The 18,698-nt window shown below is 70.0% G+C and carries 17 protein-coding genes; 10 read left to right on the top strand and 7 right to left on the bottom strand.

Annotated elements, in window-relative coordinates; all coding sequences use genetic code 11:
• The first annotated feature begins 91 nt into the window (after positions 1-91).
• From HWD99_RS03065 to HWD99_RS03075, 3 genes are all read left to right on the top strand, one after another.
• On the top strand, positions 92-703 hold the full coding sequence (locus tag HWD99_RS03065) for a TetR/AcrR family transcriptional regulator (protein WP_241794771.1): 612 nt from the start codon (positions 92-94) through the stop codon (positions 701-703).
• A gap of 64 nt (positions 704-767) precedes the next feature.
• Positions 768-1,772: a helix-turn-helix domain-containing protein gene (locus HWD99_RS03070; RefSeq protein ID WP_241794772.1), complete on the top strand. Its 1,005-nt coding sequence runs from the start codon at positions 768-770 to the stop codon at positions 1,770-1,772.
• A 146-nt stretch (positions 1,773-1,918) separates the two neighbouring features.
• Positions 1,919-3,451 (top strand): GMC family oxidoreductase, encoded by a 1,533-nt coding sequence (locus HWD99_RS03075; RefSeq protein WP_241794773.1) that lies wholly within the window; start codon positions 1,919-1,921, stop codon positions 3,449-3,451.
• A gap of 15 nt (positions 3,452-3,466) precedes the next feature.
• Here HWD99_RS03075 and HWD99_RS03080 read toward each other — a convergent pair whose 3' ends face one another.
• On the bottom strand, positions 3,467-4,303 hold the full coding sequence (locus HWD99_RS03080; RefSeq protein ID WP_241794774.1) for an IclR family transcriptional regulator: 837 nt from the start codon (positions 4,301-4,303) through the stop codon (positions 3,467-3,469).
• A gap of 90 nt (positions 4,304-4,393) precedes the next feature.
• Between HWD99_RS03080 and dhaK the strand changes: the two genes are divergently transcribed.
• From dhaK to ptsP, 3 genes are read left to right on the top strand one after another with little or no spacing between them, the layout of a single operon-like run.
• Positions 4,394-5,386: a dihydroxyacetone kinase subunit DhaK gene (gene dhaK / locus HWD99_RS03085; RefSeq protein WP_241794775.1), complete on the top strand. Its 993-nt coding sequence runs from the start codon at positions 4,394-4,396 to the stop codon at positions 5,384-5,386.
• Entirely contained in the window at positions 5,386-6,030 is a 645-nt protein-coding gene (gene dhaL, locus HWD99_RS03090; protein WP_374205445.1) for a dihydroxyacetone kinase subunit DhaL, read from the top strand. Before dhaK ends, dhaL begins: the two co-directional genes overlap by 1 nt.
• Positions 6,027-8,525: a phosphoenolpyruvate--protein phosphotransferase gene (gene ptsP, locus HWD99_RS03095; RefSeq protein ID WP_241794777.1), complete on the top strand. Its 2,499-nt coding sequence runs from the start codon at positions 6,027-6,029 to the stop codon at positions 8,523-8,525. The genes dhaL and ptsP overlap by 4 nt, the downstream gene beginning before the upstream one ends.
• Before the next feature lie 55 nt (positions 8,526-8,580).
• Here ptsP and HWD99_RS03100 read toward each other — a convergent pair whose 3' ends face one another.
• A complete protein-coding gene (locus tag HWD99_RS03100) occupies positions 8,581-9,900 on the bottom strand; it encodes an MFS transporter (RefSeq protein WP_241794778.1) in 1,320 nt (439 codons plus the stop codon).
• A 353-nt stretch (positions 9,901-10,253) separates the two neighbouring features.
• Here HWD99_RS03100 and HWD99_RS03105 point away from each other — a divergent pair, with 353 nt between their 5' ends.
• Entirely contained in the window at positions 10,254-11,522 is a 1,269-nt protein-coding gene (locus HWD99_RS03105) for a hypothetical protein (RefSeq protein ID WP_241794779.1), read from the top strand.
• 30 nt (positions 11,523-11,552) lie between these two features.
• Here HWD99_RS03105 and HWD99_RS03110 read toward each other — a convergent pair whose 3' ends face one another.
• Genes HWD99_RS03110 through pdhA form a run of 3 tightly spaced genes read right to left on the bottom strand, consistent with a single transcriptional unit; the run spans position 11,553 to position 15,117 of the window.
• Positions 11,553-12,953: a dihydrolipoamide acetyltransferase family protein gene (locus HWD99_RS03110; protein WP_241794780.1), complete on the bottom strand. Its 1,401-nt coding sequence runs from the start codon at positions 12,951-12,953 to the stop codon at positions 11,553-11,555.
• Positions 12,950-13,996, bottom strand: coding sequence for an alpha-ketoacid dehydrogenase subunit beta (locus HWD99_RS03115; protein ID WP_241794781.1), 1,047 nt, complete (start codon positions 13,994-13,996; stop codon positions 12,950-12,952). Before HWD99_RS03115 ends, HWD99_RS03110 begins: the two co-directional genes overlap by 4 nt.
• Entirely contained in the window at positions 13,993-15,117 is a 1,125-nt protein-coding gene (gene pdhA, locus HWD99_RS03120; protein ID WP_241794782.1) for a pyruvate dehydrogenase (acetyl-transferring) E1 component subunit alpha, read from the bottom strand. Before pdhA ends, HWD99_RS03115 begins: the two co-directional genes overlap by 4 nt.
• A 156-nt stretch (positions 15,118-15,273) precedes the next feature.
• Here pdhA and HWD99_RS03125 point away from each other — a divergent pair, with 156 nt between their 5' ends.
• Positions 15,274-15,705, top strand: a complete 432-nt coding sequence (locus HWD99_RS03125; protein WP_241794783.1) for an Lrp/AsnC family transcriptional regulator — start codon at positions 15,274-15,276, stop codon at positions 15,703-15,705.
• 11 nt (positions 15,706-15,716) lie between these two features.
• Here the strand turns inward: HWD99_RS03125 and HWD99_RS03130 are convergent, their stop codons facing one another.
• Positions 15,717-16,367 carry an HAD-IA family hydrolase gene (locus HWD99_RS03130; RefSeq protein WP_241794784.1) on the bottom strand — a complete coding sequence of 217 codons (651 nt, stop codon included), beginning with the start codon at positions 16,365-16,367 and terminating at the stop codon, positions 15,717-15,719.
• A gap of 121 nt (positions 16,368-16,488) precedes the next feature.
• Here HWD99_RS03130 and HWD99_RS03135 point away from each other — a divergent pair, with 121 nt between their 5' ends.
• Entirely contained in the window at positions 16,489-16,809 is a 321-nt protein-coding gene (locus tag HWD99_RS03135; RefSeq protein ID WP_241794785.1) for a hypothetical protein, read from the top strand.
• Between the two features lie 120 nt (positions 16,810-16,929).
• Positions 16,930-17,595: a DUF998 domain-containing protein gene (locus tag HWD99_RS03140; RefSeq protein ID WP_241794786.1), complete on the top strand. Its 666-nt coding sequence runs from the start codon at positions 16,930-16,932 to the stop codon at positions 17,593-17,595.
• Between the two features lie 3 nt (positions 17,596-17,598).
• On the opposite strand, the gene HWD99_RS03145 is transcribed toward HWD99_RS03140, so the two are convergent.
• Positions 17,599-18,477 (bottom strand): MurR/RpiR family transcriptional regulator, encoded by an 879-nt coding sequence (locus tag HWD99_RS03145; RefSeq protein ID WP_241794787.1) that lies wholly within the window; start codon positions 18,475-18,477, stop codon positions 17,599-17,601.
• Positions 18,478-18,698: the final 221 nt, after the last annotated feature.

Here is an 18,698-nt window from a genome sequence, read left to right on the forward strand (position 1 = left end):
ACGCTGGCGATAATTTCAGACCGATCGGTCAGGAATACGATCTCAGATCGCAGAGCGAATGGCAACTCACCGGGAATGACAGACTTGGCCCATGGCGCAGCCCCGATCCGATGCGCCGGCCCCCAAGCGCGGCCGGCCAGGTTATGACCGTGAGCAGGTGCTCGCGGTCGCCGTGAAGGTCTTCAACGAGCAGGGCTACGACGCGACGAGTGTCGCGGATCTCAGCGCGACGCTGGGACTCACCAAGTCCGCGCTCTACCACCACTTCGAATCGAAGTCCGCGATCCTCGAACTCGCGCTGAACGACGCCCTCGACGCGCTCGAGGCCGTCGTCGACGAGGCGACGGCGCGGCATCCGCTCGCCTCCGACCGCCTGCGATCGATCATCCGCGGCGCGGTGCGCGTGCTGACCGAGAAGCTCCCGTCGGTGACGCTGCTGCTGCGGGTGCGTGGCAACGGAGAGGTCGAGACCGCGGCGCTCGTGCGTCGTCGCGCGTTCGACCAGCGCGTGACCGCGATCGTCACCGAGGCGCAGACCGAGGGACTGATCCGCGACGACGTGGATGCCGCCGTCGCGACGAGGCTCATCTTCGGCATGATCAACTCGGTCGTCGAGTGGTACCGGCCCGGTGGACCCGTCGACCCCGACGAACTGGGCGAGGACATCCTCCGGGTGAGCCTGGACGGACTGCAGTCGCGCTGAGTCGATCCCGCGCCGATGTAGTGCGCGTATGCTGTCCGACACGCGATGAGGCGAGGAGTGACCAATGGACGATCGCGCACCCGATGCGGTCGCTGGCAGAGTCGTCGTCGACTGCGGTGCGGTGCCCTCCGCCGAGCGGTTCGACATGTGGACGGATGCCGTGAACCGCAGCTTCGTGCCGCTGCGGGCCTGGTCGTCCGAACGGGCCGAGCGGTCGGGGTTCCAGGGCAAGCTCGTCGCGCAGCCGGTCGGGCCGCTGTCGGTCTCGAGCGTCGCGGGCTCGGCCGTCCGGGTGAGCCGCACGAAGGCCGAGATCGCTCGAGACGACCCCGGCCACATCAAACTCGGCGTGCAGCTGCAGGGGCGCAGCCTGATCGGTCAAGACGGTCGAGAGGCGACCCTGATGCCCGGCGACTTCGCCGTCTACGACACGACGAGGCCGTATGCGCTCGACTTCGACGGTCCGTTCCGGATGCTCGTGGTGATGTTCCCCCTCGAGACGCTGCGCATCGATCGGGCACGTCTGCGCGCCCTCACCGCGTCGCGGTTCTCCGGGCGCGAGGGCGTCGGTGCGATCGCGTCGTCGATGCTGCGCGCCTATGACGCGACGCTCGAGAACGGCACGCTGCAGAATCGGATGCCGTTGTCGGACGCGGTGCTCGACCTGCTCACCGCAGCGCTGGGCGAGCGGCTCGAAGTGGAGCTGGACGGCGGCGAAGAGGTCGGCCGCCGTGCTCTGCTCACGCGGATCGAGCTGTACATCGCCGAGCACCTCGGCGATGCCGAGCTCACCGTCACGGAGATCGCGAGGGCCCACCACATCTCTGTGCGCTATCTGCAGAAGCTGTTCGAGGGCAAGAACGATACCGTGAGCGCGTGGATCCGGCACCGTCGGCTCGACGCCACGAGGCGCGACCTGAGCAACCCGACGCAGAGTGCGCAGCAGATCTCCTCGATCGGCGCGCGGTGGGGCTTCACCGACGCCACCGCGTTCACCCGCGCTTTCCGCACCCGGTTCGGTATGACGCCCAGCGAGTACCGCGCGCAGACGCTCACCGTCGCGCACTGAGCCCGCGGCCTCCTCGAGTGCGACGACGTGCATCCGTGCGCATCCGGCACACTGGTGTTCGCCGGTGGCCGGTTCCGAGCGCGGTGAAAGGTCGATCCTGATCTGAGAGCAGACGAAGACGTCTGTCGTTCAGAGAGGAACGAGTGATGACCGAGCTCACAGAAGTGGCCGACTACGTCGTGATCGGTGCGGGATCCGCGGGAAGTGCGATCGCACGCCGGCTCGTGGATGCGGGGCGCAGCGTGCACGTGATCGAGGCGGGCTCCGTCGACAGCGATCCGAGCATCCACTCTCCGCAGGGCTGGCCGGGGCTGCTCATGTCGCCGAACGACTGGGCGGTCATGACGACGCCCCAGCAGCATCTCGGCGGACGGGTGCTCTACTGGCCCCGCGGCAAGACCCTCGGCGGGTCGAGCTCGCTGAACGGCATGATCTACATGCGCGGCGACCGCCGCGATTACGACGGCTGGGCGGCGCAGGGCGCGAGCGGCTGGTCGTGGGACGACGTGCTCCCGTACTTCCGCAAGTCCGAGGATCACGCCGACGGCGCCGACGAATTCCACGGCGCCGGTGGACCGCTGCATGTCGAGCGGATCCCTGCCGGCGCGCGGCATCCGCTCGCGGCGGCCTTTGTGGAGGCGTCGGTGTCGAGCGGCATCCCGCGTACGGAGGATTTCAATCGCGAGAGACTCGACGGTGCCGGCTTCAACCACACGACGACCAAGGACGGCAAGCGGGCATCGGCCTGGCAGTCGTTCGTGGCGCCGATCCTCGGGCACGAGGAACTGGCGGTGACCACGAACGCGCTGGTCGGCCGGATCGTCGTCGAGGAGGGGAGGGCCGTCGGCGTGGAGTACGAGGTCGACGGAGTCCGTCACCTCGCGAAAGCGCGGCGCGAGATCGTGCTGTCCGGCGGTGCGATCGGGTCACCTGCCGTGCTCCTGCGCTCGGGGATCGGTCCCCGGGGCGACCTGGAGCGGCTGGGCATCGAGGTCGTCGCGGATGTGCCCGGTGTCGGGGAGAACCTGCACGACCATCTGCTGGTCAGCGTGCTGTACGACGCCCTCGACCCGGTGGCCCCACCGCAGTGGAACCTGCTCGAGAGCCAGCTGTATGCGCGCTCCAGCGTCGTGAGCGACTCGGATGCCCCCGACCTGCAGCCGCTCTTCATCCACGTGCCGTACCCGACCGACGGGGGAGCCGCGCCCGAGCAGGGCTATACGATCACCGCAGGGATCGTCCGGCCGCACTCGCGCGGCAGCGTGCGTCTGTCGTCGGCCGAGCCGTCGGTCGCGCCGCTCGTCGATCCGAACGTGTTCGCCGATGAGCGTGACCTCGAGGCGATGGTCGACGCGATCGAACTCGTCAGGGAGATCGGCGGTCGCGACGAGTTCGCGCCCTTCCGAGCATCCGAGTTCGCTCCGGGCGAGAACGTCACGACCCGCGATGAGCTGCGCGATTTCGCCCGCAGGACCGTCGGGACCTATCACCACCAGGTGGGCACGTGCCGGATGGGTGTCGACGAGCTGGCGGTCGTCGATCCGCAGCTTCGAGTGCGGGGCGTCGCAGGGCTCCGGGTCGCGGACGCATCGGTGATGCCGTTCGTGCCGAGTGCCAACACGAATGCGCCCTCGATCATGATCGGCGAGCGCGCGGCTGACCTGCTGCTGGCCGAGTAGGTCTTTCGCCGACGGTCAGTCGTCGGCGGGGGCGACGCGCGGCGGCCAGGACGTCGCGCCGAGCTCGCGGGAGATGTTGCGCGCCGTCTCGCGCAGCGCGTTGAGCACGGCGTCGGGTGCCGGCGTCTGCGACGTCGGCATCACGACGGCGACCGCCGCGACGATGTCGTTCGACGCGTCGGCCACGGGCGCGGCGATCGACGACTCCCCGAGCACGGCCTCGTCGGTCTCCGAGGCGCTGCCGCGTTCGGCGATGGCGGGCAGCTCCAGCGTCAGGCGCGCGATGTCGGTGATCGTGTCGCCTGTGAGGCTGCGCAGCGGTCGCTCGAACACCGTACGCTGGAACCCGAGGTCGTGCGCGAGCAGGACCTTGCCCATCGCCGAGGCGTGAGCGGGGATCGCGACGCCGGTCTCGAGCATCTGCTGGCTGTCGTCGGGGCGCAGGTCGTGGTGGATGACGAGCACCTCGTGGAAGTGCGGTGCTCCCAGCCGCACCGGGAGATTCGTGCGTCGAGCGAGTTCCTGCGTCCAGCGCATGGCCCGCGCCCGTACGTCGAGCGTGTCGAGGTACACATTGCTCAGACGCAGCAGCGTCGGACCGAGCATGTAGCGCTGCCCGCCGCGCTCCTTGGCGACCAGTCCGTGCTCGCGCAGGGACTTGACGATCCCGTGCACGGTCGAGGGGGGAAGGCCCAGTGCGACGGAGAGATCGGTGATGCCGAGGTGGCGCGCACCCTGTAGCAGCTCGAGCACCTTGGCGGCGCGGTCGATGGCCTGGATCACGGTGGCCTCCTCCTCCGGGTCGTCGTCGAGCCGGACAGTCGCGTCGGTCGTCTGAGTGGACCTTGACAACTCGACTGCGCCCGAGCATATTCGACATTGACGAATAACTTTCCAATATTGCGAAAGATCGCCACCGCAGAGATCAAGGGAGATCGAACGATGAAGAAGCTCATCAACAACCCCGCCGATGTGCTGGACGAGTCGCTGCGAGGCGTCGCACTCGCGCATCCCGAGCTGTCCGTCGACTTCGAGAATCACGTGATCACGCGCGCGACTCCGAAGGACGCGGGCAAGGTCGCGGTGGTGTCGGGTGGCGGGTCGGGCCACGAGCCGCTGCACGGCGGCTATGTGGGGCCGGGGATGCTGGATGCCGCCGTCGCAGGCGAGGTCTTCACGTCGCCGACACCCGATCGGGTGCAGGCGGCGACCAAGGCCGTCGACCGCGGTGCCGGCGTGCTGCACATCGTCAAGAACTACACCGGCGACGTGCTGAACTTCGAGATGGCTGCCGAGCTCGCCGAGATGGAGGGCATCGAGGTCGGCACCGTGATCGTCGACGACGATGTCGCCGTGCAGGACTCGCTGTACACGGCCGGTCGCCGTGGTGTCGGACTCACGGTGCTGCTGGAGAAGCTCGTGGGAGCGGCCGCCGAAGAGGGACAGGACCTCGGATCGATCGTGGAGCTCGCGACGCGCATCAACGGCCAAGGACGTTCCATGGGCATGGCACTGACCAGCTGCACGGTACCCGCCGCGGGCAAGCCCACGTTCGACCTTCCCGACGATCAGATGGAGATCGGCATCGGCATCCACGGCGAGCCGGGCCGCCACCGCGAACCGCTGGCGCCGGCATCCGAGATCGCCCGTCAGCTCGTCGAGCCGATCCTCGCCGACCTCGACCTGACCGGGCCGGCGATCGTGATGCTGAACGGCATGGGGGGATCGCCTTTGATCGAGCTCTACCTGATGTACGGCGAGGTGGCGGCGCTGCTCGAGAAGGCCGGTGTGCAGATCGCGCGCACCCTGGTCGGCGACTACATCACCTCGCTCGACATGGCAGGCTGCTCGCTCACGGTGCTGAAGGCCGACGACGAGCTGCTGCGGCTCTGGGATGCCCCGGTGAACACCCCGGGTCTGCGGTGGGGAGCATGATGGCGAGCGTCGACACCGCCGCGCTGCTCGACTGGATCCACCGGTTCCGCGACGTCGTGACCGAGAAGCGGGACTGGCTGACCGAACTCGACTCGGCGATCGGCGACGCCGACCACGGCGCGAACATGGCCAGAGGGATGGATGCGGTCGTCGCGAAGCTCGACGCGGGCGCGCCGGCCACCGCCGACGAACTGCTCAAGACCGTCGGCATGACGCTGGTGAGCTCGGTCGGCGGCGCGAGCGGTCCGCTGTACGGAACCCTCTTCCTGCGCATGGGGATGTCGGCGGGGCCGGTGACCGAGTTGGATGCCACGGCGCTCGCCGCCTCGCTGCGGGCGGGTCTCGACGGCATCGTGGCTCGCGGCAAGGCCGAGGCGGGGGACAAGACCATGTTCGACGCGATGGCGCCGGCGGTCGACGCGCTCGACGCGGCCATCGCCGGCGGCGCCGACCTCGTGGCCGCGACCGAGGCGGCAGCGCAGGCCGCGGCTGCCGGCCGCGACGCCACCCTGCCGCTCGTCGCGCGCAAGGGGCGCGCGAGCTATCTGGGTGAGCGCAGCGCCGGTCACCTCGACCCCGGATCGGCATCCACGACGCTGCTGCTCGAGACCCTCGCGCAGGCGACGGCGGACTCGTCCCGATGATCGGCATCGTCGCCGTCTCCCACAGCGCACGGCTCGGGGAGGCGGCGCTGGAGCTTGCCCTGCAGATGGTGCGGGGTGACGGCGTGCGCGTGCGTGTCGCCGCCGGTGCGGGCGCGGAGGCAGACGGCACGCCGATCCTCGGCACCGATGCCGTCGCGGTCGCGGCGGCGATCGACGAGCTCGCGGCGGACTGCGACGGGGTGCTCGTGCTCATGGACCTGGGGTCGGCCGTGCTCAGCGCCGAACTCGCTCTCGAGCTGCGGATGAGCGAGGTGCCGGTGCGCCTCGCTCCCGCGCCGTTCGTCGAGGGGCTGCTCGCCGCGGTCGTGTCGGCGGCGGCGGGCGGGTCGCTCGACGACGTGGCCGCCGAGGCGGCAGCGTCGCTCGCGGCGAAGGCCGGCCAGCTCGGGGATGCCGCGACGGCATCCCCATCGACAGCGATCGACGCTGATGAGCGCGGGCCGGCGATCACGCGCGTGGTGACGGTGCGGAATCCGCTCGGCATCCATGCGCGGCCGGCCGCTCTGATCGCCGAGGCGTCCGTCGGCGCGGACGTCAGGCTGCGGCTCCTGCCGGACGGTCCGGAGGCAGGAGCGGCCAGCCTGTCACGTCTGCTGATCCTGGGAGCCCGGCAGGGCGACGCGGTCGAGCTGACGGCCACCGGCCCGGAGGCGGACGCCGCCCTCGACCGCCTGACCGCTCTCTTCGCGGAGGGATTCGGTGAGGGGACCGAGACCGCCCCGAGCCCCGATGGCGCCGATCATCCGAACGCGACCACGCCGACCACGCCGACCACGCCGACCACGCCGACCACGACGGCAGCGCCGGCGGAGCCGGTGCGCGCGGGAACCGTTCTGCGGGGTCGCGGGGTGAGTGCGGGGCGGGTCGCTGCGCCCGCGGTGCTCCTCGCGCCCGCCCTGGCGGAGCCCGAATCGCGCACGGTCATACCGCCCGACCGCCGCGAGAGCGAGGTGGTCGCCATCGAGCGGGCCGTGGAAGCGGTCGCCGAGCAGCTGCGCGCCCGCTCCGCTGCCGCCACGGGCGAGGCCGGGGCGATCCTCGATGCGTCGCGGCTGATCGCCTCCGACCCGGAGCTCGTCGCGGAAGCCTCCTCTCTCGTGCGGTCGACGGGGCGGTCGGCGGCCCGTGCCGTGTGGGAGACCGCACTGGCGCACGAGCAGGGGCTCGAAGCACTGGGCGGCCGCATGGCCGAGCGGGTCGCCGACATCCGCGACGTGCGCGACCGCATCGTCGCGGGCATCCTCGGCATCGACCTGCCCGGCGTGCCCGAGCGCGACGAGCCGTTCGTGCTGGTGGCCGCGGATCTGGCGCCGGCCGACACCGCATCGTTGGACGGCGGCAACTGCGTCGCACTCGTGACCGCACAGGGCGGACCCACCTCGCACACCGCGATCATCGCCCGATCGCTCGGACTTCCGGCCGTGGTCGGGGTCGTCGGCGCGACCGGGATCCCGGTCGGCATGACGGTGCTCGTCGACGGTGACCGCGGAACGGTCGACGTCGACCCCGACGAGTCGCGCATCGCGAGCGCGAGAGCCGTGGTCGAGCCGGTGCGATTCGCCGGGCGGGGTGCGCTCGCCGACGGCCGCCGGATCGCTCTGCTCGCCAACGTCGGGGGAGCGGCGGAGGCCACGGCGGCTGCCGCCGCGCGCGCCGAGGGCGTGGGCCTGTTCCGCACCGAGTTCTGCTTCCTCGATCGGGTCGACGCGCCGTCGATCGACGAGCAGGTGGCGGTGTACCGGGGAGTGCTCGCGGAGTTCCCCGGCCTCAGGGTCGTCGTGCGCACGCTCGACGCGGGCAGCGACAAGCCGCTGCCGTTCGCGAACGCGGATGCCGAGGAGAACCCGGCCCTCGGGGTCCGGGGCCTGCGGATCGCCCGCCGCTCGCCTGCGCTGCTCGACGATCAGCTGCGCGCCCTGGCGCTCGCCGCCGAGGCGGAGTCGGCGCTCGTCGAGGTGATGGCGCCGATGGTCGCGACGGTCGAGGAGGCACGCGACTTCGCGGAACGAGCCAGGGCCGCGGGCCTCGCGACGGTGGGGGTGATGATCGAGACGCCGTCTGCGGCTCTGCTGGCATCCGAGATGCTCGAGGTCGTCGACTTCGTCAGCATCGGCACCAACGACCTGGCGCAGTACACGCTCGCGGCAGATCGGATGCTGGGGGAGCTCGGCGACCTGAACGACCCGTGGCAGCCCGCGGTGCTGCGTCTGATCGGTGCTGCGGGGGCCGCCGGCCGCACGTGGGGGCTTCCGGTCGGCGTGTGCGGAGAGGCCGCTGCCGACCCGACCCTCGCGCCCGTGCTCGTCGGCCTCGGGGTCACGTCGCTCTCGATGGCGCCGCGGGCTCTGGGTGGGGTCGCTGCCGCGCTCGGCGGCGTCACCGAGGCGCAGTGCCTCGCCGCCGCCGAAGCCGTGCTCCGCGCGGCGACCGCGTCGGAGGCGCATGCGGCGGCGACCGAGATCCTCGGCATGTGAACAGAGAAGGGGCCGGTCGCATGACCGGCCCCTTCGGTGTTCGTCCGCGACGCGCTCAGGCGTGCAGGTCGACGCCCTTCGGCTCCTTGACCATCGACACTCCGATGAGGGAGATCACCGCGGCGATCGCGATGTACACGCCGATCGTCCACGCGGCCTGGAACTGGTTCATCAGCGATTCGGCGATCATCGGGGCGAAGGCCCCGCCGAGGATGGCACCCAGCGCGTACCCGATCGAGACGCCCGAGTACCGCACGGTGGCGGGGAACATCTCGGCATAGAGGGCGGCCTGCGGACCGTAGGACAGTCCGAGCGCGAAGGTCATCACGAACAGTGCCACGAAGTACCAGAGGATGTTCGCCGTGTCGATCAGGAACCACATCGGCACCGCCCAGAGCGCGAGGGCGATGTACCCGATCTGGAACGTGCGGACGCGTCCGAGCCGATCGGACAGATGGCCGCCCCAGAGCGTGAAGATGAGCCACCCGAAGGATGCGAGCGTCGTGGCCAGCAGCACCGGAGGACGCTCCATGCCGAGCACGGTGACGGCGTAGGTGGCGAAGAACGCGATGAGCAGATAGCCGGCGGCGTTGTTGCCGATGAAGATGAGCGCGGTCAGCACCACCTGCTTGGCGTTCTTCCGGAACAGCCGACCCAGCGGTGCCGAGGCCTCCTGTCGGCGACGCTGGAGGTCTTCGAAGACGGGGCTCTCGTCGACCGCGCGCCTGATGACGTAGCCGACCGCGATCAGCACGATCGAGAGCAGGAACGGGATGCGCCAGCCCCAGGCGAGGAAGGCCTCGGGTGACATCGCGCTCGTCAGCACCCAGAGCGTGGCCGTGGCGAGGATCATGCCGATCGGGACGCCGATCTGAGGGAACGCGCCGAAGAGTCCTCGTCGGTTGGTCGGAGCGTGCTCGACGGCCATCAGCGCCGCCCCGCCCCACTCGCCGCCCGCCGAGAAGCCCTGCAGGATGCGGAGCACGATGAGCAGGATCGGTGCGGCGACCCCGATCGCGGCGTATGTCGGGAGCAGGCCGATCAGGGACGTCGAGAGTCCCATCATCACGAGGGTGAACACCAACATCTTCTTGCGACCGAGTTTGTCGCCGAGGTGTCCGGCGATGATGGCGCCGAGCGGGCGGAACAGGAACGAGATCCCGATGGTGGCGAACGAGAGCACCTGCGCGAAGCCCTTGTTCTCCTCGGCGATCGGCGCCAGGAAGAGCGGGGCGAGCACGAGGCCCGCGGCCTGTGCGTAGATGAAGAAGTCGTACCACTCGATCGAGGTGCCGACGAGCGTGCTGGCGAGGACGCGTCGTTCCTCCGTGGGCATCCGCCCTGTCGAGCTGCGGGCAGAGACTGCTGACGTCATGAGAACTCCGTTGTTCTGCGGTGGGGGAGAGCGACGCTGCGTCGCCCGGGTCACTTACCGAATGATCGGTCAGTAAATGAAGAGCGTAACGCATCAGGGGATGCAGCCCAAGAGCTGCGATCTCGGCACCGCGCGGAAGAGGGGCGCGGACTGCGAGGACGTCCTCCGACCTCGGACGCCGGGCCGACAGGTGTATGCGCCGGATGGCATGTGATTTCTCTCATTCTCGTATCGACATGCATTTCGCCCTCGACCGGACGAGCACGACGACCGTACTCTCCAGACGGGGGCGTCGGATCTCGGCGTGAACAGCGAATCGGAGGAACGTCATGCGTGTGCGGAATCGTGGTCGGGTGCGTGCTGCGCTCGGCGTCGTCGGAATCGGAGCTCTCCTCGCGCTCACCGCCTGTGCGCCCGCGGCGGATCCGTCGACGTCAGCGACGCCGACACCGACACCAGAGGCCTCCTCGCCGGAGCCCTATACCGGTCCCGTGTCGTTCGTCGGGGACGAACTCTCGTGGCTGTTGCCCTCGGCTGAGGACATCGTCGCTCTGATTCCCTCGGCGTCAGAGGTGAGTGCACCCTCCGACGCTCTGCAGCAGATCTCCGACGGTGGCGGACCGGAGTTCGCGCCAGCGATCTGCGGTGTGCTCTACATGGAGCAGTCGCTCGCTTCTCTGGGAGCGCGGACGATGTCATGGTCGATGCCGAGCGATACCGAGTACTCGTCGAACAGCGTCATCGCCATGCAGTTCGCCGATGAGGCTCAGGTGGCCGCGCGGATGGATCAGCTCGAGCGTGCCGCGGCAGAATGCGGCGCGTTCGACTACGGCAGCCCCCAGACCTTCGAGTCGGTCGTCGCGGATGACGAGGACGGCGCCCGTGCGCTGGCGGGAACGCTGAACGCCGACCCGTCCTCCGACGGCTGGCGGGTCTTCCAAGGATTCGCGGCAGTGGGTAACACCCTCGTCCATTTGAGGACCTCGCTGCCCGATGATGCACCGATCGACGCGGCGGCCGCGGTCGAGCTGCTGCAGACGACCGCGATCGGTGCGAAATCCGAACTCATGGAGAGTCTGACGTCGACCCCTCCGGCAGAGGCGACGGAGCCGGAGGGCGATGCATCCGCGCCCTGGGCAGAGTGGTCGATCACGTCGTCGGGTGTCGGCCCGGTCCGCCTCGGCGACGCCTACGACGACGTCGTGGCTGTGCTGCCGGGTGCTGCGGTGACCCCGCCCTCGTACCCGGGTGGTCCCTGGATCTTCACGAGCCCGGACGGCACCGCCTCGCTCATCGTCACAGCGACCGAGGACGGGATGATCTCCGAGATCACCGCCGGCGCCCGCTCTGATGAAGAGGATGCCGGAGTCGACGGCGTTGCGGCACCGCACGCGCTCGAGGTGCGCATCGGTGACCCGGTATCGTCGGCGCTCGCCGCGTTCCCGTCGGGAACGCGAGTGCACATCTCGTCATCGGGGCAGTGGGCGTACTACGCCGCCGACAGAGAGGGACGCCTCCTCACGTTCCACACCTCACGGGAGGACACCGACTCCACGGAGGCGCGGATCATCGGCATCACGACGGCCGACACCACCCTGCGAGGCGACCTCACCGTGGAGTGAGGCCCGCGGTGCCGGCCGGCGCCGGGATCGTCACACCCTGCCGAATGCGCGCAGCGGATGCTCGATCAACTCGGTCACGCGGCGGAGGAAGCTCGCGGCGTAGCCGCCGTCGCACACGCGGTGGTCGAACACCAGGGACAGCTGGGCGATGCGGCGCGCGACGATCTGCCCGTCGACCACCCAGGGGCGCTCGATGATGCGTCCGATGCCGAGGATCGCGACGTCCGGGTGATTGATGATGGCGGCGGATCCGTCGACTCCGAGTCCGCCGTAGTTGTTCAGGGTGAAGGTCGAGCCGCGCAGACGCTCGGGAGGCATCGACCCGGATCGCGCGGTCGCCGTGAGGTCGCGCAACGCCGCGTCGAGCTCGTCGACGCGGAGTTCGTGCGCGCGCGGGATGACAGGAACCAGGAGTCCGCGGTCGGTGTCGGCCGCCACGCCCAGGTTGACGCCGTCGAACGAGATCAGCTCGGAGGCGTCGTCGCTGAGCCGTGAGGCGAGCACGGGATGCTCTTCGAGGGCGAGCAGCACGAAGCGCGCGATGAGCGCTGTCACCGAGGGTGCTCTGCCGCCTTCGGGTGCCATCTGCGATCGCAGCCCCCACAGCTCGGTCGCGTCGACATCGACCCAGACCGTCGCTTCGGGGATCTCCGAGCGACTGCGAGTCAGCCGGGCGCTGACCGTGCGACGCAGCGCGGACAGGCGCTCGCGAGAGGTGACGGAGAGGCCGTCGACGGTGCCGGTGCCTGTGCCTGTGCCTGTGCTCGCACCACGATGCTGGGCGGCTGCTCCGTCGACGGCGTCGTCCACCGCGGCGGCGAGGACGTCGGCGCGGGTGATGGCTCCGTCGTGTCCCGTCGGGACGATCGCGTGCACGTCGAGTCCGAGATCCCGTGCCAGGCGCCGGACGAGAGGGGAGCGGACCGCGACGGGACCGTGGGCCCGAGCGTCCTGTGCAGGGGGCTCGGGTGCGGACTCCTCGGGTGGGGTCTTCTCGGGTGCGATCTGAGTCAGCGAGGGCGGAGTCGTCGACCCGGATGCCGCTCGCGGGCGGCGGCGTCCTGACCGGCCGCGCTCGGTGGTGCCGTAGCCGATCAGGACGTTGCCGGATCCGGCACGTTCCTCGTCGCGATAGGCATCGTGCTCGACGGCGACCGATGGCTCCCGGCCTGCGGAGGGAGCCGCGTCGGCGACCTCGAGCACGGGGGCGCCGACGTCGATGGCCGAGCCGGGCTCGCCGTGCAGCGCCGTCACGACGCCCGCGAACGGCGACGGCAGCTCGACGATGCTCTTGGCCGTCTCGACCTCGGCGATCGGCTGGTCCGTGACGATGGTGTCGCCGACAGCGACGAGCCATTGCACGAGCCCCGCTTCGGTCAGGCCCTCGCCGAGGTCGGGCAGACGGAACACACGGGTGGTGAGGGCGGTCATGATGCGCCCTCTTCGCGGTCGGAGTCCTCCCAGTGCAGCGAGTCGATCGCGTCGAGGACGCGGTCGACATCGGGCAGGTGCCAGTGCTCGAGCTTCGGCGGTGCGTACGGGATGTCGAACCCCGTGACCCGGCGCACCGGAGCCTCGAGATACTCGAAGCAGCGCTCGAACACGCGGGCCTGGATCTCGGAGGCGACGCTCGCATACCCCGGCGCCTCGGCGATCACGACAGCCCGTCCCGTCGCCCGCACGGCCACGGTGACGGTCGCGTCGTCGAACGGCGAGAGCGAGCGGATGTCGACGACCTGCACGCTGCGCCCTTCGGATGCCGCGACCTCGGCGGCCTCGAGGGCTAGGGGCACGGATGCGCCGTAGGCGAGGAGCGTGACGTCGGTGCCGTCTCTCGCGATGCGCGCGGCGCCGATCCGGGCGCTGACCGTGGTGTCGACCTCGCCCTTCGTCCAGTACAGCTTCTTCGGCTCGAGGAAGATCACCGGGTCGGGAGATGCGATCGCCGCGCGGAGCAGCGAGTACGCGTCCTGCGGGGTCGACGGACTCACGACGGTGAGTCCCGGGGTGTGCGCGTAATACGCCTCGGAGGAGTCGCAGTGGTGTTCGACGCCGCCGATCCCGCCGCCGAACGGGATGCGGATCACCATCGGCATCCGCACCCCTCCGCGCGTCCGATTGCCGAGCTTCGCGACGTGACTGACGATCTGTTCGAAGGCCGGCAGCGCGAAGGCGTCGAACTGCAGCTCGACGACGGGGCGCATGCCGTTCATCGCCATGCCCACCGCCATGCCGACGATGCCGGACTCGGCGAGAGGGGTGTCGAAGCAGCGGTCCTCGCCGAACCGCGCGGTGAGTGCATCGGTGATCCGGAAGACCCCGCCGAGGGCGCCGACGTCTTCGCCGAAGACCACGACCTCGGAGTCTGCCTCGATGGCGTCGGCGAGGGCGAGGTTCAGCGCGGCCGCCATGCTCATGGTCGACACGGATGTCGAGCGCTCGTCCACGCGGATGTCGTCGTGTGCGATGGTCATCGGGCACCTCCTGCGGTGGCGTCAGCGGTGTGCTCGATCTCTCGCCGTAGCAGCTGCCACTGCTCCTCGAGCTGCGGCGACCTCGCCTCGGTCACGAAGCGGAAGAGATCTTCGGGGTCGATGTCCGCATCCTCGTTGAGCGCTTCTCGCATCGCCGTCGCGGTCTCCTCCGCGGCGGCCGCATACTCCTCTTCCAGCTCGGGAGTGAGTGCGCCGGTGTCGCGGAGATGCGCGCGCAAGCGGGTCAGGGGGTCGCGCTCGATCCACGACTGCACCTCGGCGCGCTCGCGGTACCGGGTGTCGTCGTCGGCGTTCGTATGCGCCTGCATCCGGTAGGTATGCGCCTCGACGAGGCTCGGTCCGCCCCCCGATCGCGCGCGCTCGACGGCCTCGCCGAGCACGGCCAGGACCGCGGCGATGTCGTTGCCGTCGACGCGCTGGCCGGGAATCCCGTAGCCGATGGCCTTGTGGGCGAGGGAGGGTGCCGCCGTCTGTCGACTGAGCGGGACCGAGATCGCGAATCCGTTGTTCTGCACGAAGAAGACAACGGGCACGTGGAAGACCGCGGCGAAGTTCAGGGCCTCGTGGAAGTCGCCCTCGCTCGTGGCGCCGTCGCCGCAGAGGGCGAGCACGACGGTGTCTTCTCCTCGGCGCTTCGCCGCGTAGGCGAAGCCGACGGCGTGCAGCAGCTGCGTCGCCAGGGGAGTGGCCTGCGGGGCGACGTGGTGGGCGCGGACGTCATAGCCCGAGTGCCAGTCTCCCTTGAGCAGGACGAGGGCTTCGGCGGCCGGGACGCCGCGCGCGATGACGGCGACCGAGTCCCGGTAGGTGGGAAAGAGCCAGTCGCCCTCGGCGAGGGCGAGGGCTGCGCCGACCTGGCAGGCCTCCTGTCCGTGCGACGACGGATAGACGGCGAGGCGCCCCTGGCGGACGAGGGCGCTCGCCTGGTCGTTGATGCGGCGTCCCTCGACGAGACCGCGGTAGGCCGTGAGAAGCGTCTCGGCATCCGGACGGGGGAACTGCTCATCGGTGGTGCCGACGCCTGAGGCGTCGATCAACTGCACGGGCTCCCGCCGAGGCAGAAGTCGATCCTCCGGTGACCGGAATCGCTCGTCATCCATCTGTCCGCCCTCCTCGCCGAACTCGATGGAACGAGCATGCGCCCTCCACGCCAATCGTCCAAGAGATGTCCGCACATCCTGGACGAGTGCGTCGAAGGTGGCGCTCCACCTTGCAAAGTGTCAGAATTCTGGCACCGGACGAAGGGGTTCCACGACATGCTCGACGACACCGATCGCGCGATCCTGGGCGAGCTGCAGCGCGATGCCCGATCCTCCATGACGGCGATCGCCGAGGCGGTCCATGTCTCCCGCGCCGGCGCGCACGCCCGCATCAGACGGCTCACGGAGGCGGGGGTGATCACCGGCTACACCGTGCGCACCGATCCGGTGCGTCTCGGGCACCACGCGAGCGCCTATGTGACCCTCGCGATCGAGCAGGCGACCTGGCAGGAGGTGAGCGCGCGGCTGCGCGCGATCCCCGAGATCGAGCACATGGCTCTGGTCGGAGGGGACTTCGACGTCATCCTGCTCGTGCGGGCGAGCGACGCGCGTGACCTGCGTCGCATCGTGCTGGAGGACATCCAGGCGATCCCGTCGATCCGCTCCACGCGCACGACGCTCATCTTCGAGGACTTCGCGCTGATCTGATCTCCGGTCGCTCAGCCGATGACGAGGTCCAGACCGTGCTCGCTCGCGACCACCCGCACCTGCGTCAGATCGTCGATGTGGTAGTCGGGGGAGTGCGTCGGGGCGTGGGGGCCGACGCCGACGACGCGCATCCCGGCGGCATGCGCGGCCTGGATGCCCGCCCCCGAGTCCTCGAAGACGACGCAGTCCGCCGGGTCCGCTCCGACCAGCTCGGCGCCGAGCAGGAACCCCTCGGGGTCCGGCTTCGACGCGCTGACGCTCTCCGCCGTCACGGCGAGCGGCGGCACCGCGAGGCCTGCCGCCTCCATGCGAGCCGTCATGAGACGCACATCGGCAGAGGTGACGATGGCATGCGCGTGCTCCCGCAGACTCGAGAGGAACGCCGCGGCGCCCGCGATCTCGATCACGCCGTCGACGTCGCCCGCCTCGCGCGCGAGCATGTCGCGGTTCTCGCTGAGGTTGAGGGAGTGGTCGCGCTCGGGGAGCATGATCGCCATGCTCTGGTGACCCTGACGACCGTGCACGACGCTCAGCACGGTCGCGGGGTCGATGCCGTGCGGCTCGGCCCACGCGAGCCAGAGCCGCTCCACCACAGCCGTCGAATCGACGAGGGTCCCGTCCATGTCGAGGAGGACGGCGCGGGCGGAGATGGTCTCGGTCATCGTTTCAGCGTACCTCCGCGACTCGGCTGCCCACCGTGCGTGCGTTCCCCGCGGTGGTGTGCCCCCACGGTGCGCGCTCGAACCGACATACTTCAAGGAGAAATCCTCGGAAGGGGGAGCCATGAAAGCCATCGGCGCGAAGGCCATGGGTGTTCTGCGGCAGCTGCGGGGCCCCGATACGGCGGATGCCGTCTTCGAGGCGACGGCTCTCATCGTGGGCACCGTGTTCCTGCTCGCAGGATTCGCGGTCGCCTTCCCCGTGTTCTGGGGGCGCGAGCTCGCGATCAGCGGCTCCGGATCGATCGGGGCGTTCGCCGCGATCGGCGGTGCGATCACCGCGGTCCTCGCCTTCGCCGCCGGCCGGTTCGCCGTGCGGCCCGAGCAGATCGATCCGAGTGCGGTGCGTGACGGCTTCAGCGTTCCGGGTGACCGACTGCGCTGATACGACCTCGCCGCCATCGCATTCGCGCACGCCGCGATCGCCTACCTGGGATGGATCGGCATCGCCGAGCTGCTCGAGCGCAGTTTCACCGGTGCGCCGGTCTTCGCCTTCCCCGGGGCCGTGCTGGTCGCCGTCGCGTTCGCGCTCACCGCATACGTGTCGTTCCTCAGCGCCGTGGCGCTGACGCCGGTGGTGCTGTCGCTCGTGCTGGCGGTCTTCCTCGTCGTCGGCGCGTTCGCGGCGATGCTCGCGTCGAGCGACGTCGACTGGTGGCGCGACAACCTGTCGGCACTGGGGATGAGCAGCAACAGCGCGTCGCTGGCCTTCAACCTCACCCTCATCATCGCCGGGGTCATGGTGACGACCATCGCCCGCTACGCCACGGCGGGGCTGCCCGCGTCCGCGCCCGAGGACCGACGCGGACGCACCGTGGTGCGCGGGGGACTCATCCTCATGGGGATCTTCCTGGCGTGTGTCGGCATCTTCCCCGTCGACGAGTTCTTCCTCGTGCACAACTCCGTCGCCACCGGCATGGTCGTCGTGTTCGCGGTCGTCGTGATCGGCCTGCCCTGGTTCCTGCCCACGATCCCCAAGGTCTTCGTCGCCTTCGGCTGGGCCTTCGTGCTGGTGATCGTCCTGCTGGCGGTGTTCTTCGCGACCGGGTACTACAACCTGACGGCCGTCGAGCTCATCGCCGCCGTGCTGATCTTCAGCTGGATCATCGTGTTCCTGCGCACGGCAGGCTCGGTCGTGTCGGTCGACCGGCTCGAGCCCGTCGCGCCCTGAGCCTCAGTCCGCGTCGGTCCCGCCGGGGGCGTGCAGAGGCTGCGTGGCCTCCGAGGTGCGCTGCAGGGCATCGATCGTGGCGTCGTGGCGCCGCTGCCCGATCCCGACGAACAGGCAGTCGACGACCGCGAGCTGCGCGATGCGACTGACCATCGCCCCCGCGCGCAGCCGGGGTTCGCGTGCGTGCGTCAGGAGCGCGTGGTCGGCCTGGGCGACGAGGGGCGAGGATGCGGCCCCGGTGATGGCGATCGTGATGCTCGCCGCGGAGCGCGCCGTCTGCAGGAACGTCACGGTCTCGCGCGTCGTGCCGGAGTGCGACAGCCCGATCGCCACGGACCGCGTGGTTCCCAGCGCCGCGACGGCCGTCGCCTCGTGCGAGTCCGAGGCGACCACGGCGAGCCGCCCGATGCGCAGGAGCTTCTGGCCGAGGTCGGCGGCTGCCAATCCGCTCGCGCCGACCCCGAACAGGACGATCCGATCGGCGATGTCGACGGCGTCGACCGCCCTCGCCAGCGCCTCGTAGTCGAGTGCCGCGACCGTCTCCTCGATCGCGAGCAGTTCGAGGGCTGCGACCTTCGCCGTGGCCTGGCGCAGCGAGTCCGCCGCGGAGATCTCCGAGCCGAAGCCCGCGGGTGCGCCGAACTGGGCCGATTCGCGGCCGAGTTCGGCGGCCACGGCCATGCGCAGCGCGGCGTATCCGTCGACGCCGATCGCGCGGCAGAAGCGGATCACCGATGCGACGGAGGTCTGGCACGTGGAGGCCAGCTCGGTGATGGTGCTGTCGACCACGATCGACGGCGTCCGGGCGACCACGCGGGCGATGCGGGCGAGCGACGGCGGCAGGACGTCGGTCACCGCGGCGATGGTCGTCTGGATGCTCATCGGTCTCCTCGCCTCGTCGGTTTGAATAATTCTTTCATGAAGTCTCGTCCGTGCGTAGACTATTTTCATGCCTTCCGCTTCCGCCGTGCTCGCCGTCGACCTCGGCAAATCGCGGTGCCGCGCGGTCCTGATCGATGCCGAGCGCCGGGTCGTGCACGACGGCGTCGGCGCTCCGGGACTCGCAGCCCGCGGCGGGGTGGCCGCGGCGCTCGCCGCCGTCC

Source organism: Microbacterium sp. C5A9, assembly GCF_022627955.1.
In the GTDB taxonomy this organism is placed as follows: Bacteria; Actinomycetota; Actinomycetes; order Actinomycetales; family Microbacteriaceae; genus Microbacterium.

Excerpts from the sequence above, each read along its gene's own strand:
- HWD99_RS03065 (WP_241794771.1), top strand. The coding sequence starts at position 92 with ATGGCGCAGCCCCGATCCGATGCGCCGGCCCCCAAGCGCGGCCGGCCA.
- HWD99_RS03070 (WP_241794772.1), top strand. The coding sequence starts at position 768 with ATGGACGATCGCGCACCCGATGCGGTCGCTGGCAGAGTCGTCGTCGAC.
- HWD99_RS03075 (WP_241794773.1), top strand. The coding sequence starts at position 1,919 with ATGACCGAGCTCACAGAAGTGGCCGACTACGTCGTGATCGGTGCGGGA.
- dhaK (WP_241794775.1), top strand. The coding sequence starts at position 4,394 with ATGAAGAAGCTCATCAACAACCCCGCCGATGTGCTGGACGAGTCGCTG.
- dhaL (WP_374205445.1), top strand. The coding sequence starts at position 5,386 with ATGGCGAGCGTCGACACCGCCGCGCTGCTCGACTGGATCCACCGGTTC.
- ptsP (WP_241794777.1), top strand. The coding sequence starts at position 6,027 with ATGATCGGCATCGTCGCCGTCTCCCACAGCGCACGGCTCGGGGAGGCG.
- HWD99_RS03100 (WP_241794778.1), bottom strand. The coding sequence starts at position 9,900 with ATGACGTCAGCAGTCTCTGCCCGCAGCTCGACAGGGCGGATGCCCACG.
- HWD99_RS03110 (WP_241794780.1), bottom strand. The coding sequence starts at position 12,953 with ATGACCGCCCTCACCACCCGTGTGTTCCGTCTGCCCGACCTCGGCGAG.
- HWD99_RS03115 (WP_241794781.1), bottom strand. The coding sequence starts at position 13,996 with ATGACCATCGCACACGACGACATCCGCGTGGACGAGCGCTCGACATCC.
- pdhA (WP_241794782.1), bottom strand. The coding sequence starts at position 15,117 with ATGGATGACGAGCGATTCCGGTCACCGGAGGATCGACTTCTGCCTCGG.
- HWD99_RS03125 (WP_241794783.1), top strand. The coding sequence starts at position 15,274 with ATGCTCGACGACACCGATCGCGCGATCCTGGGCGAGCTGCAGCGCGAT.
- HWD99_RS03130 (WP_241794784.1), bottom strand. The coding sequence starts at position 16,367 with ATGACCGAGACCATCTCCGCCCGCGCCGTCCTCCTCGACATGGACGGG.
- HWD99_RS03135 (WP_241794785.1), top strand. The coding sequence starts at position 16,489 with ATGAAAGCCATCGGCGCGAAGGCCATGGGTGTTCTGCGGCAGCTGCGG.
- HWD99_RS03145 (WP_241794787.1), bottom strand. The coding sequence starts at position 18,477 with ATGAGCATCCAGACGACCATCGCCGCGGTGACCGACGTCCTGCCGCCG.